Origin of the sequence: Methylophilus sp. YYY-1 (assembly GCF_029132825.1) — a bacterium.
Taxonomy (GTDB): Bacteria; Pseudomonadota; Gammaproteobacteria; order Burkholderiales; family Methylophilaceae; genus Methylophilus; species Methylophilus glucosoxydans.
In genome coordinates this window covers 501,581-522,239 of sequence record NZ_WOVG01000002.1, presented here as the reverse complement: position 1 = coordinate 522,239, position 20,659 = coordinate 501,581, and the positions used below count along the sequence as shown (strand labels likewise).

General features: G+C 52.3%; 21 protein-coding genes. 6 read left to right on the top strand and 15 right to left on the bottom strand.

The window, feature by feature from the left end:
- Positions 1-178 precede the first annotated feature (178 nt).
- Positions 179-778 carry a hypothetical protein gene (locus tag GOC95_RS09165; RefSeq protein ID WP_275356778.1) on the bottom strand — a complete coding sequence of 200 codons (600 nt, stop codon included), beginning with the start codon at positions 776-778 and terminating at the stop codon, positions 179-181.
- 420 nt (positions 779-1,198) lie between these two features.
- Entirely contained in the window at positions 1,199-3,094 is a 1,896-nt protein-coding gene (gene htpG / locus GOC95_RS09160; RefSeq protein WP_275356777.1) for a molecular chaperone HtpG, read from the bottom strand.
- A 268-nt stretch (positions 3,095-3,362) separates the two neighbouring features.
- Here htpG and GOC95_RS09155 point away from each other — a divergent pair, with 268 nt between their 5' ends.
- The 3 genes from GOC95_RS09155 to ppx all read left to right on the top strand — a co-directional run bounded on the left by GOC95_RS09155 (position 3,363) and on the right by ppx (position 6,134).
- Entirely contained in the window at positions 3,363-3,995 is a 633-nt protein-coding gene (locus GOC95_RS09155; protein WP_275356776.1) for a diguanylate cyclase, read from the top strand.
- A gap of 366 nt (positions 3,996-4,361) precedes the next feature.
- On the top strand, positions 4,362-4,637 hold the full coding sequence (locus tag GOC95_RS09150) for a hypothetical protein (RefSeq protein ID WP_228518934.1): 276 nt from the start codon (positions 4,362-4,364) through the stop codon (positions 4,635-4,637).
- 18 nt (positions 4,638-4,655) lie between these two features.
- Positions 4,656-6,134 (top strand): exopolyphosphatase, encoded by a 1,479-nt coding sequence (ppx, locus tag GOC95_RS09145; RefSeq protein ID WP_194749505.1) that lies wholly within the window; start codon positions 4,656-4,658, stop codon positions 6,132-6,134.
- A gap of 37 nt (positions 6,135-6,171) precedes the next feature.
- On the opposite strand, the gene GOC95_RS09140 is transcribed toward ppx, so the two are convergent.
- Together GOC95_RS09140 and GOC95_RS09135 are read right to left on the bottom strand one after the other, a co-directional pair.
- A complete protein-coding gene (locus tag GOC95_RS09140) occupies positions 6,172-6,417 on the bottom strand; it encodes a hypothetical protein (protein WP_194749504.1) in 246 nt (81 codons plus the stop codon).
- A 48-nt stretch (positions 6,418-6,465) separates the two neighbouring features.
- Positions 6,466-7,086, bottom strand: coding sequence for a ParA family protein (locus GOC95_RS09135; RefSeq protein ID WP_194749503.1), 621 nt, complete (start codon positions 7,084-7,086; stop codon positions 6,466-6,468).
- A gap of 143 nt (positions 7,087-7,229) precedes the next feature.
- On the opposite strand from GOC95_RS09135, the gene GOC95_RS09130 reads away from it, so the two are divergent.
- On the top strand, positions 7,230-7,715 hold the full coding sequence (locus GOC95_RS09130; protein WP_275356775.1) for a hypothetical protein: 486 nt from the start codon (positions 7,230-7,232) through the stop codon (positions 7,713-7,715).
- Positions 7,716-7,761: 46 nt separating this feature from the next.
- Here the strand turns inward: GOC95_RS09130 and GOC95_RS09125 are convergent, their stop codons facing one another.
- From GOC95_RS09125 to pdxJ, 10 genes are all read right to left on the bottom strand, one after another.
- Entirely contained in the window at positions 7,762-8,226 is a 465-nt protein-coding gene (locus tag GOC95_RS09125) for a histidine phosphatase family protein (protein WP_275356774.1), read from the bottom strand.
- Positions 8,227-8,235: 9 nt separating this feature from the next.
- Entirely contained in the window at positions 8,236-10,275 is a 2,040-nt protein-coding gene (gene ppk1 / locus GOC95_RS09120) for a polyphosphate kinase 1 (protein WP_275356772.1), read from the bottom strand.
- An 80-nt stretch (positions 10,276-10,355) separates the two neighbouring features.
- On the bottom strand, positions 10,356-11,900 hold the full coding sequence (locus tag GOC95_RS09115) for a cryptochrome/photolyase family protein (RefSeq protein WP_275356771.1): 1,545 nt from the start codon (positions 11,898-11,900) through the stop codon (positions 10,356-10,358).
- Positions 11,897-11,989, bottom strand: a complete 93-nt coding sequence (locus GOC95_RS09110) for a DUF2256 domain-containing protein (RefSeq protein ID WP_255521191.1) — start codon at positions 11,987-11,989, stop codon at positions 11,897-11,899. Before GOC95_RS09110 ends, GOC95_RS09115 begins: the two co-directional genes overlap by 4 nt.
- A 65-nt stretch (positions 11,990-12,054) precedes the next feature.
- On the bottom strand, positions 12,055-12,885 hold the full coding sequence (gene tpiA / locus GOC95_RS09105; RefSeq protein WP_275356770.1) for a triose-phosphate isomerase: 831 nt from the start codon (positions 12,883-12,885) through the stop codon (positions 12,055-12,057).
- Between the two features lie 128 nt (positions 12,886-13,013).
- Positions 13,014-14,048 (bottom strand): class II fructose-bisphosphate aldolase, encoded by a 1,035-nt coding sequence (gene fba, locus GOC95_RS09100; RefSeq protein ID WP_194749496.1) that lies wholly within the window; start codon positions 14,046-14,048, stop codon positions 13,014-13,016.
- A 14-nt stretch (positions 14,049-14,062) separates the two neighbouring features.
- Complete coding sequence (locus tag GOC95_RS09095) at positions 14,063-15,058, bottom strand: class 1 fructose-bisphosphatase (protein ID WP_275356769.1); 996 nt, start codon at positions 15,056-15,058, stop codon at positions 14,063-14,065.
- A 218-nt stretch (positions 15,059-15,276) separates the two neighbouring features.
- The gene (locus GOC95_RS09090) at positions 15,277-16,089 is read right to left on the bottom strand and encodes a tRNA threonylcarbamoyladenosine dehydratase (RefSeq protein WP_275356768.1); all 813 of its coding nucleotides are present in this window, start codon (positions 16,087-16,089) and stop codon (positions 15,277-15,279) included.
- A 5-nt stretch (positions 16,090-16,094) separates the two neighbouring features.
- The gene (acpS, locus tag GOC95_RS09085; protein ID WP_275356767.1) at positions 16,095-16,475 is read right to left on the bottom strand and encodes a holo-ACP synthase; all 381 of its coding nucleotides are present in this window, start codon (positions 16,473-16,475) and stop codon (positions 16,095-16,097) included.
- A gap of 30 nt (positions 16,476-16,505) precedes the next feature.
- Positions 16,506-17,234: a pyridoxine 5'-phosphate synthase gene (gene pdxJ / locus GOC95_RS09080; protein WP_275356766.1), complete on the bottom strand. Its 729-nt coding sequence runs from the start codon at positions 17,232-17,234 to the stop codon at positions 16,506-16,508.
- A 271-nt stretch (positions 17,235-17,505) separates the two neighbouring features.
- Between pdxJ and GOC95_RS09075 the strand changes: the two genes are divergently transcribed.
- Both GOC95_RS09075 and GOC95_RS09070 read left to right on the top strand, forming a co-directional pair.
- On the top strand, positions 17,506-19,155 hold the full coding sequence (locus tag GOC95_RS09075) for a hypothetical protein (protein ID WP_228518932.1): 1,650 nt from the start codon (positions 17,506-17,508) through the stop codon (positions 19,153-19,155).
- A gap of 81 nt (positions 19,156-19,236) precedes the next feature.
- Entirely contained in the window at positions 19,237-19,725 is a 489-nt protein-coding gene (locus GOC95_RS09070; protein ID WP_194749483.1) for a PEP-CTERM sorting domain-containing protein, read from the top strand.
- 160 nt (positions 19,726-19,885) lie between these two features.
- Here the strand turns inward: GOC95_RS09070 and recO are convergent, their stop codons facing one another.
- Complete coding sequence (gene recO / locus GOC95_RS09065) at positions 19,886-20,638, bottom strand: DNA repair protein RecO (protein WP_194749482.1); 753 nt, start codon at positions 20,636-20,638, stop codon at positions 19,886-19,888.
- Between the last annotated feature and the right edge of the window lie 21 nt (positions 20,639-20,659).

Genomic DNA, 20,659 nt, shown 5'->3' with positions numbered 1-20,659 from the left:
GCAAGTTATTCCCACGCGTAACAATCCAACAAAAAAATTCAGCTGAACCAATAAACACCATCGCTTTAATCAAAAAGTCTCTCTGTCAGATAAAGAAATACGAGCTTCAGTGACTTCATCGCGTGGGCAACAAGTTGCCCCCTAATTGGCTTGTAAATTGTTTGCGCTTTGAAGGCATTTAGGGTTGAGGATTTCGCATTGCAGCTTGAACCTGGGATTGGGCAAGCAACCACTGGCGACCAAAATCTCTTGACCCTTCAATCGGTGAAAGAGCCATGTGAAGTCGGGATACAACGTCAAATACAAAGCTGAACTGCGTGAACATGGCCTCTAGGTCAGCCTTTGTATAGATGAACAGCTCTTTCCGAAGCGGAGCTTGAGGGTCAATATCAGTTTCAAGGTTCCATGCCTTCTGATTGGCTCGTGTTAGCCAGGCGGCGAACTTGGCCGATGGACACCATATTAATTGGTCCGGCTCGTTTGATATGACTCCAAAGATGCCGTGAGCTAAATCATTTCGCTCGCTGCTTGACGACTTATGGATGGCCATCACGGCCTTAAACATTGCAAGATCCTGCCCATCCAACCGTATAGAAGCAGCGCTAGAGAGGGCATCACGTTGAGCCCGTGCGTTTTGTAGAGAGAGATAGACGGCGACGGCCGCATCTGATCGAGAGTCGAGCAACGTTCCAAGGATAAGAGACATCTCGACATCAACAAGCGACCACGTAAGTAAGCATCGTGCAATGATTGACGCCATTTCAGGCCGGTCAGCCATGCAGTTCTGATTTATGTAGTAATGGGCGTCTGGATTAGCTCGAAGAAATGGCTGTCTTGGCATACATCAGCTCGCTAAGTTTGTGCATTTGCGCGCGTTAGATTTCGGAGCCTAACTATTAAGTAGCCGTCCTAATGACAGCAGGTAATAGAGCGTTGAAGTTTTCATTTTTATATAAAATACAATCACTTGATTTAAAAATAGAGAGCGTATTTAAAGAGGTTAATTACAACTAGCCAGTTCTTGCTTATTTGTTGATAAAACATAATGCCACAGCTGTTAAAAATCTACTAAAAATTCGTTGTTTTTCTATGCGGGATTGCAGCGTAAGCTTCTATGACGGGACTGGGAATTAATCTTCATTGCAAAACAAAAAAGCCACCTTTGTGGGTGGCTTTTTCTGATACCTCAACTTCACAATTACAGAATCAAACTATTCATCCGCTTCACAAAACTAGCCGGATCTTCCAACTGGCCACCTTCTGCCAACAGCGCTTGATCAAACAGCACATGCGCATAATCGGCAAACTTGGCATCGTCGCTTTCAGCTTTCAATTTTTCAACCAAACGGTGGGTCGGGTTAATCTCTAAAATCGGTTTGCTGTCAGGCGCTTTTTGACCAGCCGCTTTCAGGATACGCGCCAGGTTGCCGGACAAGTCATGCTCTCCTGCGACTAAACAAGCGGGAGAGTCAGTCAGGCGGTGCGTAACCTTCACTTCTTTCACGCTCTCGCCCAGCGCGGTTTTAATGCGCTCGACCAGGTCTTTGGCTTGTTCTTCAACCTGTTTTTGGGCTTCTTTGTCAGCTTCGTCTTCCAGCTTGCCGAGGTCTAAGTCACCCTTGGCAATCGACTGCAATTTTTTGCCTTCAAATTCGGTCAGACTGCCCAGCAACCATTCATCTACCTTGTCGGACATCAGCAACACTTCAATGCCTTTTTTGCGGAAGATTTCCAGGTGTGGTGAGTTTTTCGCCGCAGCAAACGTATCGGCTGTGATGTAGTAAATCGCTTCTTGCTCGGGCTTCATGCGCTCAATGTAGGCCTTGAGCGAGACATTTTGCTCCTCTGTATCCGCGTGGGTAGAGGCAAAGCGCAACAGGCTGGCGATCTTGTCTTTGTTGGCAAAGTCTTCGCCGGGGCCTTCTTTAAGCACGCGGCCAAACTGTCCCCAGAACTTGGCGTAGTCTTCGGGTTTATTTTCAGCCAGGTCTTCGAGCAGGCCCAGCACTTTTTTCACTGAGCCGTTTTTAATCGCTTCTACGTCGCGGCTGTCTTGCAGAATCTCGCGCGAGACGTTGAGTGGCAGGTCAGCGGAGTCAATCACGCCACGCACAAAGCGCAGGTATTGTGGCATCAGTTTCTCGGCGTCTTCCATAATAAACACACGTTTCACATACAGTTTGATGCCCTGGCGGCGATCACGGTCGTATAAATCAAACGGCGCTTTGGCTGGCACGTAGAGCAGCGAGATGTATTCTTGCTTGCCTTCTACGCGGCTGTGGGTATAGGCGAGCGGATTTTCAAAGTCGTGCGAAACGTGTTTATAAAACTCGTTGTACTCTTCTTCGCTAATGTCGTTTTTGCTGCGTGCCCACAAGGCAGAAGCTTTGTTAACGGTTTCGTCCTCATCGGTGGGGACCTGTTCGCCGTCTTTCCATTCTGATTTTTTCATCACAATCGGCAGGGTGATGTGGTCAGAGTATTTGCGGACGATGGTTTTCAGTTTCCAGTCGTTCAAGAATTCGTCTTCGCCTTCGCGCAGATGCAAAATCACATCGGTACCGCGACCGGCTTTTTCAGTCGCTTCAATGGTGAAATCGCCTTCACCGTGCGACTCCCACTTCACGGCTTCACTCTCGCCTGCGCGGCGGGTAATCAGGGTGACTTTATCGGCAATGATAAAGCTGGAGTAAAAACCCACACCAAACTGGCCAATCAGGTTGGCATCTTTGGCCTGGTCGCCGGTCAGGTTCTGGAAGAATTCTTTGGTGCCGGATTTGGCAATGGTACCAATGTTGTTGATCACTTCTTCACGGCGCATGCCGATACCATTATCAGAAATGGTCAGCGTGCGGGCTGCTTTATCAAATGAAACTCGAATATTTAACTCGCTGTCATTTTCATACAAAGCAGCATTTGAGATGGCTTCAAAACGCAACTTGTCAGCCGCGTCAGAAGCGTTGGAAATCAATTCGCGCAAGACAATTTCTTTATTGCTATAGAGCGAATGAATCATCAATTGCAGTAATTGTTTGACCTCGGCCTGAAAGCCCATGGTCTGCTTGGATTGCGATTCTGCTGTCGCAGTTGTCATGACAGATCCTCCAAAAAACAGGGTTAAACACAAAATTTAACCCTAGATGGGGAAGCAAAAACCGTTTTTCAAGAGGGGAGATTGTGAAACAGGCGGGGATCTATGACAAACCATCATTTAAAACCATGACTGGCAACCGGATTGCGGCGTTGAGGCCAATAAACAAGGCGTTATTCAGCCAATTAAAACCGATTTATTTGCATAGTTTTTGCTAGTTATTTTTTAACGCAGCATTCTTTGTTCTGATGTCAGGTAAGGAGCGTAGTGTATGAATCTCTTTCACACGTTAATCGAGCAAATGCAGGTCATGAAACTGCCGCTATATGCAGTCACCTTGACCGCAGTCCCGCGGGCAGATACCCCGGTGTTGCTCATGTTGCATTGGCATGGCTTCCGCAAACAGCCGACGCCCGCCCTCCCCATGCTTAAACCGACGTTGCAGCCAGTGCCTGGCTCTGCCTTGCAAATCAATGACCGCTGGCGGCAACCGGAAGTGGTCGACGAAGCCGTGCTGGACGCGGCCTGGCAACTGGGCGCCTGGGACGTGCAACGCGAAGAGCACCGCGCTTGCACCTGGGTCGGCGCCAGCGAGCAGGAAGCGCTGGCTTGCAAACAGGCGTTTGGTAAATATGATGAAGTGCTGGAAGACGAACTGCTGGTCAGCGATGCCCCAGACCGTGACGAAATGTTGTACCTCGGTGCCAAAGTTGGGTATATCCGCTGGCAATTCCGGCCAGTGAATGGCGGTGTCTGGCAATCCACGGCTGAGGACGACACCTTACTCGAAGATGGACGGCGTATCCCACCCTGCCCGATTCGGCCCCTTGCACTGAAAGGGGGCAAATTGAGCAAAACCGCGTATCGATTGGGGCAGATCAACCGTATCATTTTGTTGAAGTAAGCAAAGGCGAGCGCCTTCGGCGCTTGCCTGCAAGATTAAAGTGCTCCCAAGCATGGCAGGCGGTGAGTATGCATTGCCGCTGGTCGGCCTTAATCAGTGCCGCCCACTGCGTTTATTGCTAAGTGCTATGGCATGGACGTAATGACGTCCGGCAGAAAAAATACCAAAACATCCAGGATCGCGATTAAATTTTTATTCTTTTTAGAATGCGAACCACCGTCATGACCGGGCAGAGCCTTGTATTTGCTCGCCTTTACGAAAGGCGCACGCCAGCGCGCTGGTCATCGCTGATTTTTTCATATTACTTTCACTGGCCTCTGCCAACATAACAATTTATACTGTTTGAACGATGTGTCTGGGGAGGCAATGATGGCAACAATTGAGGTGACTGAGACCAGTCCCAATTCATTTTCTGTCACGGTGCATGGGACACAAACCACCTCACATCAAGTGAATGTCAAGCCAGATTATGCCCAACCATTGCTTGATGCCAGCCAAACGGTGGCAGAACTGGTCAGTGCCTCGTTTCAGTTTTTACTTGACCGGGAATCGAACACCAGCATTTTGAGAAGCTTTGATTTAAGCGTGATTGAACGCTATTTCCCAGAGTACCCACAGGCCATACAACGCTATCTTAAGTAATCACCTCCGTATTAACGCATGCTAAATATTAATCATGACACCCAGCTCGCCGCTGTAGATTTGGGCTCCAACAGTTTTCGTCTCGAGATCGGGCGCGTGGTCGATGGCCAGATTCTGCGCGTGGATTATTTGAAAGAGGCGGTCCGCCAGGGCGGGGACCTGGACGAAGACCGAAATCTGAAACCGCAGGCGTTTGAGCGCGGCCTGAAATGCCTGGCCCGCTTTGGCGAGCGTCTGAAAGATTTTCCGGTAGAACATGTGCGCGCTGTCGCGACCCAAACCCTGCGTGAAGCAACCAATAGCGAAGATTTTATCCGCCAAGCACAAAAAGTGCTGGGCTATCCCATTGAGATTATTTCTGGCGTCGAAGAGGCCAGGCTGATTTATCAGGGCGTCAGCCGCATGTTGCCGCAATCGGACGAAAAGCGGCTGGTGGTGGATATTGGCGGACGCTCTACCGAGTTTATTTTGGGTCAACACTTCCGCGCCACGGTGACGGAATCCTTGCGCCTGGGCTCGGTGGGCTGGTCACAAAAATATTTTGCCGATGGCCAGTTTAGCGAACGTAATTTTGAACGCGCCGAAATTGCTGCCGAGTCGATTATCGACATGATTGCCAACCGCTATGTTGGAAAAGCAGAGGTGGCCTATGGCGCCTCGGGCACGGTGGGCGCGGTCGCCGATGTGTTGGCAGGCGCAGGCTTCGCGGCTGACCGCATTGAACGCGCGCAGCTGGAGTGGCTAAAGCAGACGCTGATCAAAGCCAAATCGCCAGACCGGCTGAACATGGAAGGCCTCAAGGATGACCGGCGTGCAGTGATTGGCGGTGGCCTGGCCGTTCTGACCGCAGTATTTGATACCTTGAAAATTGACACGCTGATGGTGGCTAATGGCGCGTTAAGGCATGGCGTGCTTTATGACATGCTAAACCCGGAAGATGTCACCGAAGATTTGCGTACTGCGTCGATTGCCAGATTGTGCAAGCAATTTGGTGTTGAAATGGAGCATGCCAACAACGTCAGCAAAATGGCGCTGTATTTTTACGACGCCATGCTGGCCTGTGATACGCAGAAGCCGCTGCTGCATTGGGCGGCGCTATGCCATGAAATTGGCTGGGCGATTTCACATACCGATTGCAACAAGCATGGTGCCTATATTCTGGATAACACCGAATTGATGGGCTTTGCGCAAAGTGAACTGCATACCATCAGCCTGCTGGTGCTCGGCCATCAAGGCAAGTTACGCAAACTGGATGCAGACTTTGATAATCAGGATTTGGTTTGCCAGCTCATGGCATTGCGTCTGGCCGTAATCTTTTGCCATTCCCGCCGCATGCCCTCGCTCAAGCACCTGCAGCTGGAGCGCCATAAACAGCAGTTTATCCTGGCGCTGTCCACGCAATGGGCGAACCAGCATCCGCAGACCCATTACCTGCTGGAGGAAGAGTGCCTGCTGTGGCAAAAACTGGGCTGGCAATTAGAGATTCGACACACGTAAAAAAACGGGCACCAGGCCCGTTTTTTTTGATCACAACTTAATCTTTTTTCTTTTTCTCTTTCTTCTCGTCTTCTTCCTTGAGCTTGGCCATTTTTTCGCGCCACTCTTGCAATTGCTCGTCTTCAATTTCAAGCTGCAAGGCCAGGGCTTCTTCCTGGCTCAGTTTTTCCTTGATGAAGCGTTTGGGTAATTTACCTCCCATGCGGGACAGAATACGCTCAGCCTCATCGGCAGGTAATTGTTTGACTTTATCCAGATACACTGGATTGACCTTGTCTTTCATAGGACTCCCTTTGATTGTCTACTATCCGGCTGTTTAAACAGACCGGATTTAGCTGTTTTGCAGAATCCAGTCGGTGACCGGATTCCACTGTGCAATGTCGACCTCTTTCAAGGTATTCGACAATTCAAAAATACTGAGGCCTTCTTCGGCGGCAGTGACGTAAATCTGCGAAGAACGCAGCATGGACAGCACAGAAAAGCCTGACTCATCCATAAAGGTCAACAGACGCTCCGCGGAACGCGTACGCGGCATCACCCGCATGCCAACCAGACCCACAAATGTTTTATGTTTACGGACGGCTTTTTCTTCTGCCAGCAATTGCAAAAAGTCTTGCGTCGCACCGATATCAAATGCAGAAGGCGCCACGGGTACCAGTACCAGGTCGGCTTCAGTCACTGCATCAGAAATTTTTTTGTCCCGCAAACCACCAGGGGAATCGGTAATTACCCAGTCGGCCTTTTGCAGGGCGGACTTGCCAAGATCATCGGCATTGTAAACAGTGGCGACATGTGCGGGCCGACGCGCAAGCCAATCTGTGGTTGATTGCTGCCGGTCTATGTCTTCGAGCACAATCTTATGCCCCAGCTGAGCCAGATAGCCAGCAAGATTCGTGGCTAAAGTGGTTTTACCGCTGCCGCCTTTGGTATTTGCCACCAATACCCTGCGCATGCTTCGCTCCCCGTTTCAAGGTGTTGAATTTTGTCATGAAAACCAGCTGATATCACACCATATCAATATGAAATTTTTATGACAATTGATTTTGAACAAAAACAGTATAAACTGTTTTTACTGAACCCAACCAGGAGAATCTCATGGCCAGCAAACCAAATAACAAACCCTTGATCCAGAACAAACCGGCCACGACGCCAGCGAAACCGGCTGCCACCGCCAAAGCGCCTGTTGCCAATAAAACGGCTGCAAAGCCAGTGGCACCCGTAGCAGCCAAGCCAGCAGCCAAACCGGTATTAAAAACGGCTGCAGCGCCTAAAAAAGCGAGCGGCACACCAGCGATCAAGGTCGTGAACAAAGTCGCCACGGCACCTGAAAAAGACAAGGCCGACAAGGACAAACCAAAAACCAACAAGGTCAAAATGGAACGTGACAGCTTTACCATGCCCAAAGAAGAGTACGCACAAATCGCGACTTTGAAAAAACGCCTTGAAGCGCTGGATAAACCTGTCAAGAAAAGCGAATTGTTACGCGCTGGCCTGAAACTGCTGTCCGCCATGGATGATGCAGCATTGAAAGCGACACTGGCCAGCATTCCAGTGATTAAAACCGGCAGACCAAAAAAATAAGTTAGTTCACACGCGGCGCCTGCAGTGGCGGCAAGCCACTACGCGCTTACTTGATCAGCTCGGGGCTTTGCACGCTATATAATTTGTAGGGCGGCCCCGATTTGGGCAAGCGCAGCCACCAGACCGCGCCCTTCTTGATGCTGACCTGCCCCTCTGGCAAGCCCAAGGCATGCGCAACCAATTCGCCTATCCAGGGCTGATGACCGACCAGCATCATCGATTCAAACGGGCTTTGCGCCAGGATTTGCAGTAGCGGCTCTAGCGGCCTTTCCGGCGCCAGACGCGTATCTTCCTGCCAGTCGTCGCCCCAATAATCCACGGTTTCACGCGTACGCACGGCAGGACTCACCAGCACATACGTTTGTTTGGGCAAGTATTTTTTGAGCCAGGCGGACATTTGCTTGGCTTGTTTGTGTCCCTTGGCGGTCAACGGCCGCTCAAGGTCAGAGGCCCCATGCATGAGCACCTCTGCTTCTGCATGTCGCCATAAAATCAGGTTTTTAACAGGCATCACACACTTTTATAAAGAATGATACTGGCGTAGTAACAGGTGCTGGCAAGACAGGGGCTCGGCAGCTTCAGTCCGTGCGGCCTGTTGATATTGCCCATTGTCACTCAGTTGCCAGGCATCCAGATTATCTTGCAGATAAAGCTGCAGACTTTCGCGGTAAATGCGTTGCTGCATGGCGGGGTCTTTGATTGGCCAGGCCAATTCTACGCGACGAATCATGTTGCGGCTCATCCAGTCTGCGCTCGACAGCCACATCTGAACCTGACCATCCAGCTCAAAGTAAAACACGCGTGAATGCTCGAGCAGGCGACCGACAATGGATCTGACCCGGATGCGGCCTTTAACCGACGGCGCATCCACCGGCAAGATGCAGGCCCCACGCACAATCAAATCAATCTCAACGCCGGCACTGGCGGCCTTCATGAGTGCATTGACCAGCGGGACATCGGTCAGCGCATTCATTTTAGCAATCACCTTGGCGGGCTTGCCCAGTCTGGCCAGGCGCTGCGCCTTTTCCAGCTGCCGGATCATACTGTTTTGCAGGGTAAACGGCGCCACCAGCAGATGACGCATGGCCGGGATCGGCAGCTCGCTGGTCAAGTGACGGAAGACGGCTTCCATTTCCTTGGTCAGATTGGCATCCGCGGTGAGCATACTCCAGTCGGTATACAAACGCGTGGTTTTCGGGTTGTAGTTGCCGGTGGAAAGATGCCCGTAACGGTGTATCACCTTGCCCTCGCGGCGCATAATCAACAGCATCTTGGCGTGTGTTTTGAGGCCGACCACGCCATACACCACCTGCGCGCCCACCGACTCTAATGCTTCTGCCCAGTTGATGTTGGCTTCTTCGTCAAAACGCGCCTTGAGCTCAACCACCACCAGCACTTCCTTGCCACGGCGCACCGCCTCTTGCAGCAAGCGCAACATGCGTGGATCCGCCCCAGTCCGGTAAATGGTCATGCGAATGGCCAGTACATGCTCATCCTTGACCGCTTCTTCCAGTAGCTGGATCACCACTTCGAAACTCTCGTAAGGCTGGTGAATCAGCAAATCTTTTTCGCGCATTTGCGTCAGTAGCGAAACATTCTTTTTGATGTGCTGCGGCCAGTGCGGCTGGAATGGCACAAACTTGAGATGATCCCCTTTGGCCATGTCTGGCAGCTGAATCAGGCGGCCCAGATTCACCGGACCGTTCACGCGGTATAACGCCAGTGGCGGCAGGTTAAATTGCTTGAGTAAAAACTCGGCCAACGTGTCGTCGCATTCCTGTGTCACCTCAAGCCGTACCGCTTCACCATATTGCCGATGCGCCAGCTCTTCACGTAACGCCGTGCGCAAGTTGATCACATCATCTTCATCCACCTCAAGGTCACTGTTGCGGGTGACGCGGAACTGGGAAAAATGCAGGATGCTGGCGCCTTGGAATAAAACCTCCAGATTGGCGCGGATGATGCTAGTTAGTGAGACAAAGCACTGTTCACCTTTGCTAATAGACGGGGGCAATTGCACCAGGCGCGGAACCACACGCGGCGCACGTACGATGGCGATTTTCTCTTCACCATCGACGGCAATGCGCACAATAAAGTTGAGCGATTTATTGGCCACTTGCGGAAAAGGATGCGAAGGGTCCAGCGACACTGGCATCAAGAACGGCAACACTTCACGCTTGAAGTAATTGGACACCCAGGTGGTTTGCTCTGGGGTCCTGACCCCACCCGAGACCAGATGTACGTGCTCTTTTGCCAGCGCCGGCATCAGCGCATCGTTAAATAGCTGGTATTGCTGGGCCACCAGCGCATGCGCCATGGTCGCTACTTGCTCGCAGGTCGACGCAGTGACCGGGCCACTGGTCACGCCTTGCTGATATGCCTCCATCTGCAAAGGCATGCGGACTTCGAAAAACTCGTCAAGGTTATTGGTGACGATACACAAAAAGCGTAAACGCTCCAGCAAGGGATAGTCCTCTCGCTGAGCCAGAGACAACACTCGGGCATTAAAACTGAGGATACTTTGGTCTCTGTCTAGCAGGGCGGGCGTGTTATTTTTCATGGCGGATATTGTATCGGCTGCAATGCTTTCAATTGTGACAGTTTTATGAAATTACATCTTTCTTAATTCACGCCAGCCGCTTATAGCTGCGCGATGTGTTGCAATCGCAACCGGGCAGCCGTGGTGATCTCGTTCTTTTCTGCCGCGGAAAGTTTTGCCACATGTTTCACCATCAAACTGGTCCGCGGATTGCGTGCAAACAATGCCTCATGCTTGATTAAAAATGCCCAATACAAGGTGGTGAACGGGCAAGCCTGCGCCCCCGTTTTTTGTTTAGGGTCATATTTGCAGTGCTGGCAATAATTGCTCATGCGCTGGATGTATGCACCACTGGCCACATACGGCTTGCTGGTAAAGCGGCCGCCGTTGGCAAACAGGGCCATACCCGCGACATTGGGTAACTCCACCCACGCCACTGCATCAACATACACCGCCAAAAACCAGTCCGAAACCTGTTGCGGGGACAGCTCAGCCAGCGTTGCAAACAAGCCGAGCACCATTAGACGCTGAATATGATGCGCGTAACCATGCTGCAAAGTTTGCCCGATGCACTGCGATAAACAATGCATGCCAGTTTGCCCCGTCCAGAACCAGGCGGGAAGCGCCCCTTGATGGTTAAAATAATTGGCCTTTTCCAGCGCGGGCATTTCCAGCCAATATACGCCACGGATAAACTCGCGCCAGCCCAAAATCTGCCGGATAAATCCCTCTACACTGGCCAAAGGCGATTGCCCCTGCCGATACGCCTGCTCAGCGGCGGCAATTACTTCGCGCGGATTGAGCAATTTGAGGTTTAGGGCCGAGGCCAGCAGTGAATGCCACAAGTATGGCTCTGCTTGCCACATCGCATCTTGATATGGGCCAAACCGCGCCAGCTTTTCTGCAACAAAATGCGCCAGCAAGGTGAGTGCTTGCTCACGGGTGACCGCCCATTGAAAGTCATCCAAGGCTCCCGGATGATCATGAAAGGTCTGATTGACCAGGGTCATCACGGCCTGGGTCACAGCATCGGGTGCAAAAGTGGGTGGCGGCCGCAGGTCTTGTGGCCCCTGCTTGCCCAAAGACTGACGATTGTCCTGGTCATAGTTCCAGTCGCCGCCCTCGGGCGCATCCCCCGCCATTAGAATCTGGTATTTTTTACGCATGCTGCGGTAAAAAAACTCCATGCGCAAAGAAGTATTTTTTTCACCGTAGTGATCCGCCCAGCGCTTGAACTGGTCGATGCTGCACATAAAGTGGGTGTCTTGCAGCACCTGCAGTGGCGTGGCAGATTGCTCAGCCACGGCCTGTAATTGCTGCCAGATACGCCAGTCACCGGGCTCGCATACCTTGATGGCGAGTGGCCGATGCTGTTGCACCATCGCTTGCCAAACGGCTGGCAAATCGGGATAAGTGTGATCATCCAGCACAAAATAGGTCAGCGGAAAGGATTGTGCACGCAAGCACTCGGCAAAATGCCGCATGGCAGAAAGAAACAGGGTGATGCGCTGACGGTGGGACCAAACATGGGTAGATTCTTGCCTGACCTCGGCCATTACAATATGGTCTTGTGCAGGATCAAAATCCAGCAGGGCCGGGTTATCCAGCGTGAGCTGGTCACCCAAAATAATCACCAGATGCCTCATGACGGTGTTGTGCGAGGCTGGCGGCGACAACGTTCAGAACAATATTTGACCTGTTCCCAATTCTTGGCCCAGGCCTTGCGCCAGGTCATGGGCTTGCCACATTGCTGGCAAAGCTTGCTTGGTAGCTGTGTCTTGTTGCCTTTGAAGTCTGAAATCATGCCTCAAAGACTGGAATGGCGTCCGATGGTTCCTTAAATACCTTTTTTTGCTGATAGCAACGGCTGGCAATCTTGCAGATTTCGATAAAGTCTTCCGCCACCAGCGCCGCGCGCCCGAGCAAGCCGCCATCAATATCGGGCATGCTCAACAGGCTGTGGGCATTTTGCGGGGTCATGCTGCCGCCATACACAATGCGGATTTGGTCGGCAAATTCGCGATCACGCTCGGCAATCATCATGCGGATAAACGCATGCATCCGCTGCGCCTGATCCGGGCTGGCGTGCTCGCCGGTGCCGATCGCCCACACCGGTTCATAGGCGATCACCATGTTGAATTTTTTGGCCAGCGCAAATGCTTCGTCATCCAGGCCATATACCACATTCAGCATCTGGTTACGCACAATCAATTCGGCCATATCGCCATCGCGCTCATCAAGCGTTTCACCGACACAAAAAATCGGCGTCAGCCCGGCATGCAGGGCATTGAGCATGCGCTTGGTGGCAACCTGGTTGCTTTCCAGCTTGAGCGCACGGCGCTCGGAATGCCCGATAATGGTGTAGGTGCAACCGAACTCGGCGACCATTTTGGCCGAAATACAGGAGGTAAATGCGCCCTCTGTATACTGGCTGACATTTTGCGCGCCCCAGGCAATGGCCGAATCCTGCAACAGGGCTTGCGCCTGAAACAGGTAGACATAGGGCAGGCAGACCGCCGCATCCATGCCCTGCAGATCGTGCAGTTCTTGCTTGAGACGGTTGAGCAAGCCCTGGTTTTCGAGCAACCCACCGTGTAGCTTCCAGTTACCAACCACTAATTTTTGTCGCATGATGTTTCCTTTATTCATGCCCCCTCGTGCGGATTGTTGATGTGCTCAACTTATGTTTTACTTGTCTTGTCGTTTTACTGACCTTGTTGCTTGCGTTGATGCTGCGTATAACCCGGTGTCACCGGCGGTTAATAAATAGCCGCCATTTTCTCCAGTGAAATCACCTTGATTTTGCTGGCCTGACCGGCACTGCCAAAGGCCTCAAATCGCTCTTTGCACAAATGCTGCGCCGCGGTAATGGCTTCCTTGAAGTATTTGCGCGGATCGAACTCTTCAGGATGTTCGGCCATATGTGCACGGATCGCCGCAGTCATTGCCAGGCGGATATCGGTATCAATATTGACCTTGCGCACCCCGTTTTTAATGCCCTCGACAATTTGAGACACTGGCACGCCATAGGTTTCCTTGATATTGCCACCATATTGCCGGATCTGCTCCAGTAAAGACTGTGGCACGCTGGAGGAACCATGCATCACCAGATGCGTATTGGGGATTTTGGCGTGAATCTCGCGAATACGTTTAATCGACAAGGTTTCGGCTGAAGGCGGCCGTGTAAATTTATAGGCGCCATGGCTGGTCCCAATGGCAATCGCCAGCGCATCGACCTTGGTGGCCGCGACAAAGGCAGCCGCTTCATCGGGGTCCGTCAGCAGCTGTGACTCGTCCAGCTTGCCTTCGGCGCCTACGCCATCTTCCTCGCCAGCCATGCCGGTTTCAAGCGAACCCAACACCCCGAGCTCGCCTTCCACCGAGACACCCACCGCATGCGCAAACTCAACCACTCGGCGGGTCATCTCAACATTGTATTCATAACTGGCCGGTGTTTTACCGTCCTCTTTGAGCGAACCATCCATCATCACGCTGGAAAAACCACTACGGATCGCCATCTGGCAGACCTTGGGCGAAGCGCCATGGTCCTGGTGCATACACACCGGAATATGCGGATACTGCTCAATCGCTGCTTCCACCATTTTGCGCAGAAAAGACTCGCCCGCATAACCGCGCGCACCGGCAGAGGCCTGTAAAATCACCGGGCTATCCACTTCATCTGCCGCCTTCATGATGGAGAGAATCTGTTCCATATTGTTGATATTGAAGGCGGGCAGTCCATAACTGTGTTCGGCCGCGTGGTCCAATAATTGTCTGAGCGAAATTAATGCCATATGTCACACTCCTTTTAATCAGTGGCTTGCGGATGATCACTGTCTTGCCAATGATACTCGCGCAAGCGCTGTATTTCCTGTTTGGCGCCTAACAGTACCGGCACGCGTTGATGACAACTGTCCGGCTGGATAGCCAGAATCGGCTGCTTGCCGTCTATGCTCTCGCCCCCGGCCTGGCTTACCAGCAAGCTCATCGGGTTTGCTTCATAAAGTAATCTTAACCGCCCGGCCCTGACAGGTTGCTTACGGTCGTGCGGATAAAGAAACACGCCGCCTCGGGTTAAAATCCGGTGCACATCCATGACCATGCTGGCGCACCAGCGCATATTGAAGTCGCGACCGCGCGGACCATCGGCCCCTTGCAGGCATTCGCTGATGTACCGCTGCATGGCGGGTGCCCAGTAGCGCTGGTTGCTAGCATTGATGGCAAATTCCGAGGTCTCTTCGGCGATTTGTACCGTTTGCTGGGTCAGCATAAAGGTATTGCTGTCATGATCCAGCGTAAACACATGGGTGCCTTGCCCTAGGGTCAGCACCATTAACGTGGCCGGCCCATACATGAGATAGGCTGCGGCACGCTGGTCCTGGCCGGGTTGTAAAAAGGCCTGCTCACCGAGGGTAGAGACCCCAATATTCGGCAGCACCGAAAAAATACTGCCGACCACGCCGTTAATCGCCAGGTTAGAAGAGCCATCCAGCGGATCCATACTGACCAAAAATGGTGCATCCAGCGTCTCAAACAGCACCGGATGATCTTCTTCTTCTGACAGGACCCCAGCGACCACCGCAGAAGCGCGCAGTTGCGCCACCGCCAGTTCATGGCTGCGGATATCCAGCTTCATCTGGGTTTCGCCCTGCACATTGGTGCTGGTCATTTTTTCAGTCACGCCCTGCAGCGCCCCTTGGCGGATCAGCGCCGCAATCTCAATGCCCGCCTGGGCCAAATGAGAGACCAGTACATTCAGGCCGTGATTTACAGAGACTTTTTCTAAGAACACCTCTAATTGCATGGCAATCACCTTCAGGTTGAATATTGTTAGGCCATGTCACACTGTAACATTGATAGCCGTCATTAAAAGAGCGATGACGCACTGAAATCCAGTGCAGTTATCCCGCACAGGCTATAAAGAATTGCATGCAATGTTTATGCCTGCTATCTGGTAGACGCCCTCACACTGACAATGTTCAACCCAATTGATGACAGCCATGCTGTCGCAGCGGCGAATAGTTAAGTTGGCAGAGTGGAAGCTACTGCAGAAAGTAGCTGTTGAATCGCCTGCTGCGCGGCAATAAAACCCGCACTCGCCGTCACGCAGATACTGGAACCATAGCCCGCACAATGCAGGCCAGTCAGGCCGGCTTGAGGCGTCTCGCAAGCCTCCTGCGGGCGTTCCACGGGCTCATCTGAATACACGGCTATCAGGCCAAACTTGCTTGATTTTTTGTGATCCGAGGCTTTGGGAAAGCCATGGTCACGGCGCAATTGATTACGCACTTTTGACAGCATGCGGTCACCCTGCACATGCGCGAGGTCCGCCAGGCGCAACCGCGTCGCATCAAGCTTGCCCCCGGCGCTGCCGACCATCACCAGCGGTAAGCTGTGTTGTTTGCAATAAGCAGCCAGCGCAATTTTGGCTTTGGTATCATCCATGCAGTCCACAATCAGGTCTGGTTGCCCGGCCAGCATTTGCGTGAGATTGTCCGGCGTCACAAAATCCTCAATCTCGTTCACGACACATACGGGATTAATTTCGGCAATCCGCTCCTGCATGGCCGTGACCTTGGCCTTGCCCAGATTGCCTGACAGTGCATGAATCTGGCGATTCATATTCGATTCGGCAATATTATCCAGGTCTACCAGCGTGAGCTTGCCCACCGCATTGCGCGCCAGTGCCTCAGCGGCCCAAGAGCCGACGCCACCGATGCCGATCACCATAACATGCGCTTGCTGCAAACGCGCCAGGCCCGGCTCACCATACAAGCGGCGCACGCCGGAAAAGCGACGTTCCATGTCGACATCGACAGACAAGTCCAAATCCATTACCCCTAGCTCGTTTCCAGCACCACATACGCCAGGGCAAGATTTTTCTCATCACTGATGCTGATATGCGACTGGTGGATATGATGCTGTTTGAGAAAAGCCTGCAAAGCGGTAGATAATTGCAGCAAGGGACGCCCCAAGGCATCATGCGTCACCGCGATGTTATGGAAGCTGACTTCACCGCGAATGCCGGTACCGATGGCTTTGGCAAAGGCTTCTTTCGCCGCAAACCGTTTGGCCAGAAAGCGGGCTTTGAGCTGGCTAGCCTGGTAGTCAGCCCATTCGGCATCGGCCAGAATGCGCTTGGCAAAGGCCTCGCCAAACTGCTCCAGTGACGCCTGAATGCGCTCAACCTCAACAATATCCGCGCCTATGCCATAAATCATCGCCACTCCTTCTCTGCCATGGATGCGTGTTTATCTGCTGGAAAATTCTTTCATCAGTGCTTTCATTTCGCGCACGGCATGGTCCCAGCCCACAAACAAGGCATGCGCCACAATCGCGTGGCCGATATTCAGCTCTTCAAAGCCTGGCAAACGCGCAATATGATGCACATTGTGATAATGCAGGCCATGCCCGGCATTCACCACCAAACCGGCGGCTTTGGCATGATTGAGGGCAGTGGTAATTTTATCCAGTTCGGCCAGTTGCGCTTTTTCAGTTTCCGCATCGGCAAAGGTGCCGGTATGCAGCTCAATCACAGGTGCGCCCATCTTGGCGGCCGCATCAATTTGCGCCAGATCTGGTGCAATAAACAAGGAGACACGGATACCTTGCTCAGACAGTTTTTTAACGGCGTGTTCGACTTTGGCATAGTGAGTCAATACATCCAGCCCGCCCTCCGTCGTGCGTTCTTCCCGCCGCTCTGGCACCAGGCAGACATCCTGTGGTTTAACCTGAATGGCGATATCAATCATCTCGCTGGTCACCGCACATTCCAGATTCATTTTGGTTTGCAGTAACGGCCGCAAGGCAAAAATATCCGCATCCTGCATGTGGCGCCTATCCTCGCGCAAATGTAGCGTGATGCTGTCAGCGCCGGATTGTTCGGCACGCAATGCAGCTTGCACCACGCTGGGGTATTTGGTACCACGCGCCTGACGGATGGTGGCCACGTGATCGATATTGACGCCTAGTTTTAACATAGTTGACTGAGTAAGAGAACGGACAAAGCCCTATTTTACCTGCTGACAGTGTAAAACCATACCATTAAGCGTTGCCATCAACCATCAATCTGCGGAGCAGTCTGTGTAGATCACCAGCAAATGGAACCACAGTGCATGCCTAGGCCGCTGTCACGCGAATATATCTCGGCCGTCATCAAAGATTAACCCGCGTCCGCCATCATGCCCGCGTAGTAAACACTTTCAACACTACCATGCCCCAGCCTGGGGATGTTAATCAAGCGGGATAATTGTGAATAAATCAAAAGTATTTAAATCAACGGCCATGGTGGCCGCTGTCGCGGGCCTGTCATTCGGTGCCGTGTCGTTAGTCTCTGGCCTGGAAGTCAAGCCCATGCCTGCCCCTACCGAAGGTAAAGGTTCCTGGATGGCAGGTGACCTGCATACCCATACCGTGGAGTCTGATGACTCTCGCACGACGCAGACCCTGGACTTTTTGCTGGACAAGGCGCTCGGCACTTACAAACTGGACTGGATGATTCTAAGCAATCATTTGCGCTCTTCCAAATATGATCAGAACGGCAATTTGCTGGCCAAACCCGTGCCATTTGCCTATGCGATGGAGTCGATTGAGATTCCGCACGTGAAAGACATGCAGGCAGGCGGCACTTACGCAGACAAGATGATACTTTCGGCGGCAGAATGGGATATGCCTACCCACGACCATGCCAACGTGGTCATGTTCCAGAATGAATCGACGCTGGAGACGTCTACCGATGGCGCCAAAGAATTCCAGTACCTGTTTACCACCCTGTCTGAATCGTTGTTTAACCCGCAGGATGTCGCGGCCTGGAAAAACAGGAACGGCTCGGTGCGCCCGAACCAAACCGGGGCAGACGCATTATCAGCAATCGCCTGGTTAAAAGCCCATTATCCGACCACCAGCTTTGCCACCATCAACCACCCGTCTCGCAATCCAAACAAGTATACGATCAAGGACTTTCGTCAAATGAATGACTTGGCCCCGGATATCGTGTTTATGATTGAAGGCATGGTCGGTAACCAGATGGAGCCTGACCGTGGCGGCTATACCTCTGCCTATATTGACGCGAACCTGCCTAACCGCACCTATGGCGGCGTGGACGCCGTTGTTGCCAAAGTGGGCGGCGTATGGGATGCGCTTTTAGGCGAAGGTCGCCACGTTTGGAACATCGCAGACTCCGATTCACACTTCAAGATTGATGCGGCCAGCAATAGCAGCGGCTACTATCCAGGCGAATATGCCAAGAACTACGTGTGGATGCCAGAAAGCGGCAAAGGTACAGCCACCGGCTTGATCGCCAGTCTGCGTGAAGGCCGCATGTTTGGCGTGTTTGGTGACTTGATCAATGCCCTGGACTTCCGCGTCGTCGGTTCGTCTGGCACGGCATTTATGGGCCAGGAAATCAAGGTTGGTGCGGGTGAAAAAATCAAATTGACCATCCGCTTCAAGAGCCCGGATCTTAACAATTACCTGAAGCCGGTTGATGGTAACACCCTCGCCAACATGAAGCCTGTGGTCAACCATGTGGACTTAATTGTCGGTGATGTCACGCCCAAAGCCAGCCCGGACTCTGCGGCTTACAACGTTGCCACCAACCCGTCTACACGCGTGCTGAAGCGATTCACCGCAGCTGACTGGAAAGTAGGCAAAGATGGGTTTGCCTCGGTGACTGTGCAGCTGGTCGCCAACAAAAACCAGTACTTCAGATTGCGCGGCACCAATCTGGCGGTGGATGCGCCTGGATTCAGCTACAACGGCGAACCGCTGGCAGACCAGAAAACCTGGGTACTGAACAATCAGGGCGGCGTGGATAACAATGGTCGTGTCAACGCGATTAACGACCGCAACTACAGCAGCCTCTGGTTTTACTCCAACCCGGTGTTCGTTTCCGTTCGTTAAGATGAAAGAGGAGGCGCAAGACGCGCCTCTTCATCGACACATGACGGGCGTTTGATTGATTTAACTTTTTTAGGATTTGTGATGCAATTGATTAAATATTTAGTAGTGTTTCTGGCGCTCACCTTTGCTGGTAGCGGTGTAGCACTGGCCGATTATCGTTACAACATTGTGGCGGTCGATGATGTGAATGGCGACCCAACCTTCTCTGGCAGCATGACCACCAGCGCGCCATTTTCATTAAACTATCATTTCAGCGTGCTGGACTTTGTCCTGAATGACCCCTTGGACAACGTCAGCTATCGCTCTAGCGATTCCAGCATTAGCATAGACAAACAGGGGTTTACGTTTGCAGCCAATAACGGCGCGTCGACGTTTATCCTGACGTTGTATCCTGATAATAGCTATTTCTCTGAGTTCACCGCACAGGGACTATCCACGGTCAGCAATTCGGGCTATTTCAGTTTTGTTCAGCAAGCAACTGCCGTTCCTGAGCCAGAAACCAACGCCATGCTCCTGGCTGGCTTGGCTGTGTTTGGCTTGCTGGCACGTCGCCAACAGAAAGCCGCCTAAATTCAGGCCGGCTTTGTGAGACGTATTAAGCAAGGCCGAATCTAGCGCTGCCGGTCAGCTTATGACTGGACACCAAGCCAAGGTGAGTGCTGATCTGTCACTCACCTTGCACCCCCCGAGATCATTCCCAGTCGAACGCGAGATCGCGCCAATGACGGACTCAGAACCCTTGTAAATCCACCAGCAATTGCCGGGTATGCAAGGGCTTTTCACCCAGATAATGCTGTAATAAATAACGCATCAACTGCTTGCTTTGCGCTTGAGTGGTGCTATCGCTGTAGTCGCCACGCGCCATTTGTAGCAGCGTATTGCCCAGAATCAGCAGGCCGTTTTTAGTGGCAGACGGATCACAGGCGCCATAATCTGCCTCAAAACGGTAGGTGCTATCGGCATGGATGATTTCACCATGTTCATCATGGGTGAGCGGAACGGCGTAGCCGAGTTCTTGCAACATTTTGAGTTCAAACTTGCGCATGACCATGGCCAGTTGCGTGCCATCTACCGGCATCGGCAGGGCCGACAGTGTCTGTACGGTTTGTGCGTAATATTCAAATAGCTGCACATGGGCATCGTCGCGCGGCAGCAGCCGCAGCAACAGCTCGTTCATGTAAAAGCCGCACATCAGCGCATCGCCCCTGAGCAAGGTGAGGCCGGTCATCCACTCCAAGTCATGCAGGGTTTTGAGTTCATTTTTACCCGACCAGGTGCCAGCCAGTTGCTGAAAAGATTGCAGCATGCCACGCATGGCTGAAAGCGGGCGGCGCGCGCCTTTAGCCACGGCGGCAATGCGGCCCAGGTCGCGACTGAACATTTCGACGACCAGGCTGGTTTCTTTAAAGGGATAGGTATGAAGAATGAAAACCGGTTGCAGGCTTTGTTTGTGGCTGCCTGAATCAGAAGGTTTTACTGCCATGTGGATGCCAGTAGATAAGAA

Coding starts and splice junctions, on each gene's coding strand:
- GOC95_RS09165 (WP_275356778.1), bottom strand. CDS start 778: ATGGCTGACCGGCCTGAAATGGCGTCAATCATTGCACGATGCTTACTT.
- htpG (WP_275356777.1), bottom strand. CDS start 3,094: ATGACAACTGCGACAGCAGAATCGCAATCCAAGCAGACCATGGGCTTT.
- GOC95_RS09155 (WP_275356776.1), top strand. CDS start 3,363: ATGAATCTCTTTCACACGTTAATCGAGCAAATGCAGGTCATGAAACTG.
- GOC95_RS09150 (WP_228518934.1), top strand. CDS start 4,362: ATGATGGCAACAATTGAGGTGACTGAGACCAGTCCCAATTCATTTTCT.
- ppx (WP_194749505.1), top strand. CDS start 4,656: ATGCTAAATATTAATCATGACACCCAGCTCGCCGCTGTAGATTTGGGC.
- GOC95_RS09140 (WP_194749504.1), bottom strand. CDS start 6,417: ATGAAAGACAAGGTCAATCCAGTGTATCTGGATAAAGTCAAACAATTA.
- GOC95_RS09135 (WP_194749503.1), bottom strand. CDS start 7,086: ATGCGCAGGGTATTGGTGGCAAATACCAAAGGCGGCAGCGGTAAAACC.
- GOC95_RS09130 (WP_275356775.1), top strand. CDS start 7,230: ATGGCCAGCAAACCAAATAACAAACCCTTGATCCAGAACAAACCGGCC.
- GOC95_RS09125 (WP_275356774.1), bottom strand. CDS start 8,226: ATGCCTGTTAAAAACCTGATTTTATGGCGACATGCAGAAGCAGAGGTG.
- ppk1 (WP_275356772.1), bottom strand. CDS start 10,275: ATGAAAAATAACACGCCCGCCCTGCTAGACAGAGACCAAAGTATCCTC.
- GOC95_RS09115 (WP_275356771.1), bottom strand. CDS start 11,900: ATGAGGCATCTGGTGATTATTTTGGGTGACCAGCTCACGCTGGATAAC.
- GOC95_RS09110 (WP_255521191.1), bottom strand. CDS start 11,989: ATGACCTGGCGCAAGGCCTGGGCCAAGAATTGGGAACAGGTCAAATAT.
- tpiA (WP_275356770.1), bottom strand. CDS start 12,885: ATGCGACAAAAATTAGTGGTTGGTAACTGGAAGCTACACGGTGGGTTG.
- fba (WP_194749496.1), bottom strand. CDS start 14,048: ATGGCATTAATTTCGCTCAGACAATTATTGGACCACGCGGCCGAACAC.
- GOC95_RS09095 (WP_275356769.1), bottom strand. CDS start 15,058: ATGCAATTAGAGGTGTTCTTAGAAAAAGTCTCTGTAAATCACGGCCTG.
- GOC95_RS09090 (WP_275356768.1), bottom strand. CDS start 16,089: ATGGATTTGGACTTGTCTGTCGATGTCGACATGGAACGTCGCTTTTCC.
- acpS (WP_275356767.1), bottom strand. CDS start 16,475: ATGATTTATGGCATAGGCGCGGATATTGTTGAGGTTGAGCGCATTCAG.
- pdxJ (WP_275356766.1), bottom strand. CDS start 17,234: ATGTTAAAACTAGGCGTCAATATCGATCACGTGGCCACCATCCGTCAG.
- GOC95_RS09070 (WP_194749483.1), top strand. CDS start 19,237: ATGCAATTGATTAAATATTTAGTAGTGTTTCTGGCGCTCACCTTTGCT.
- recO (WP_194749482.1), bottom strand. CDS start 20,638: ATGGCAGTAAAACCTTCTGATTCAGGCAGCCACAAACAAAGCCTGCAA.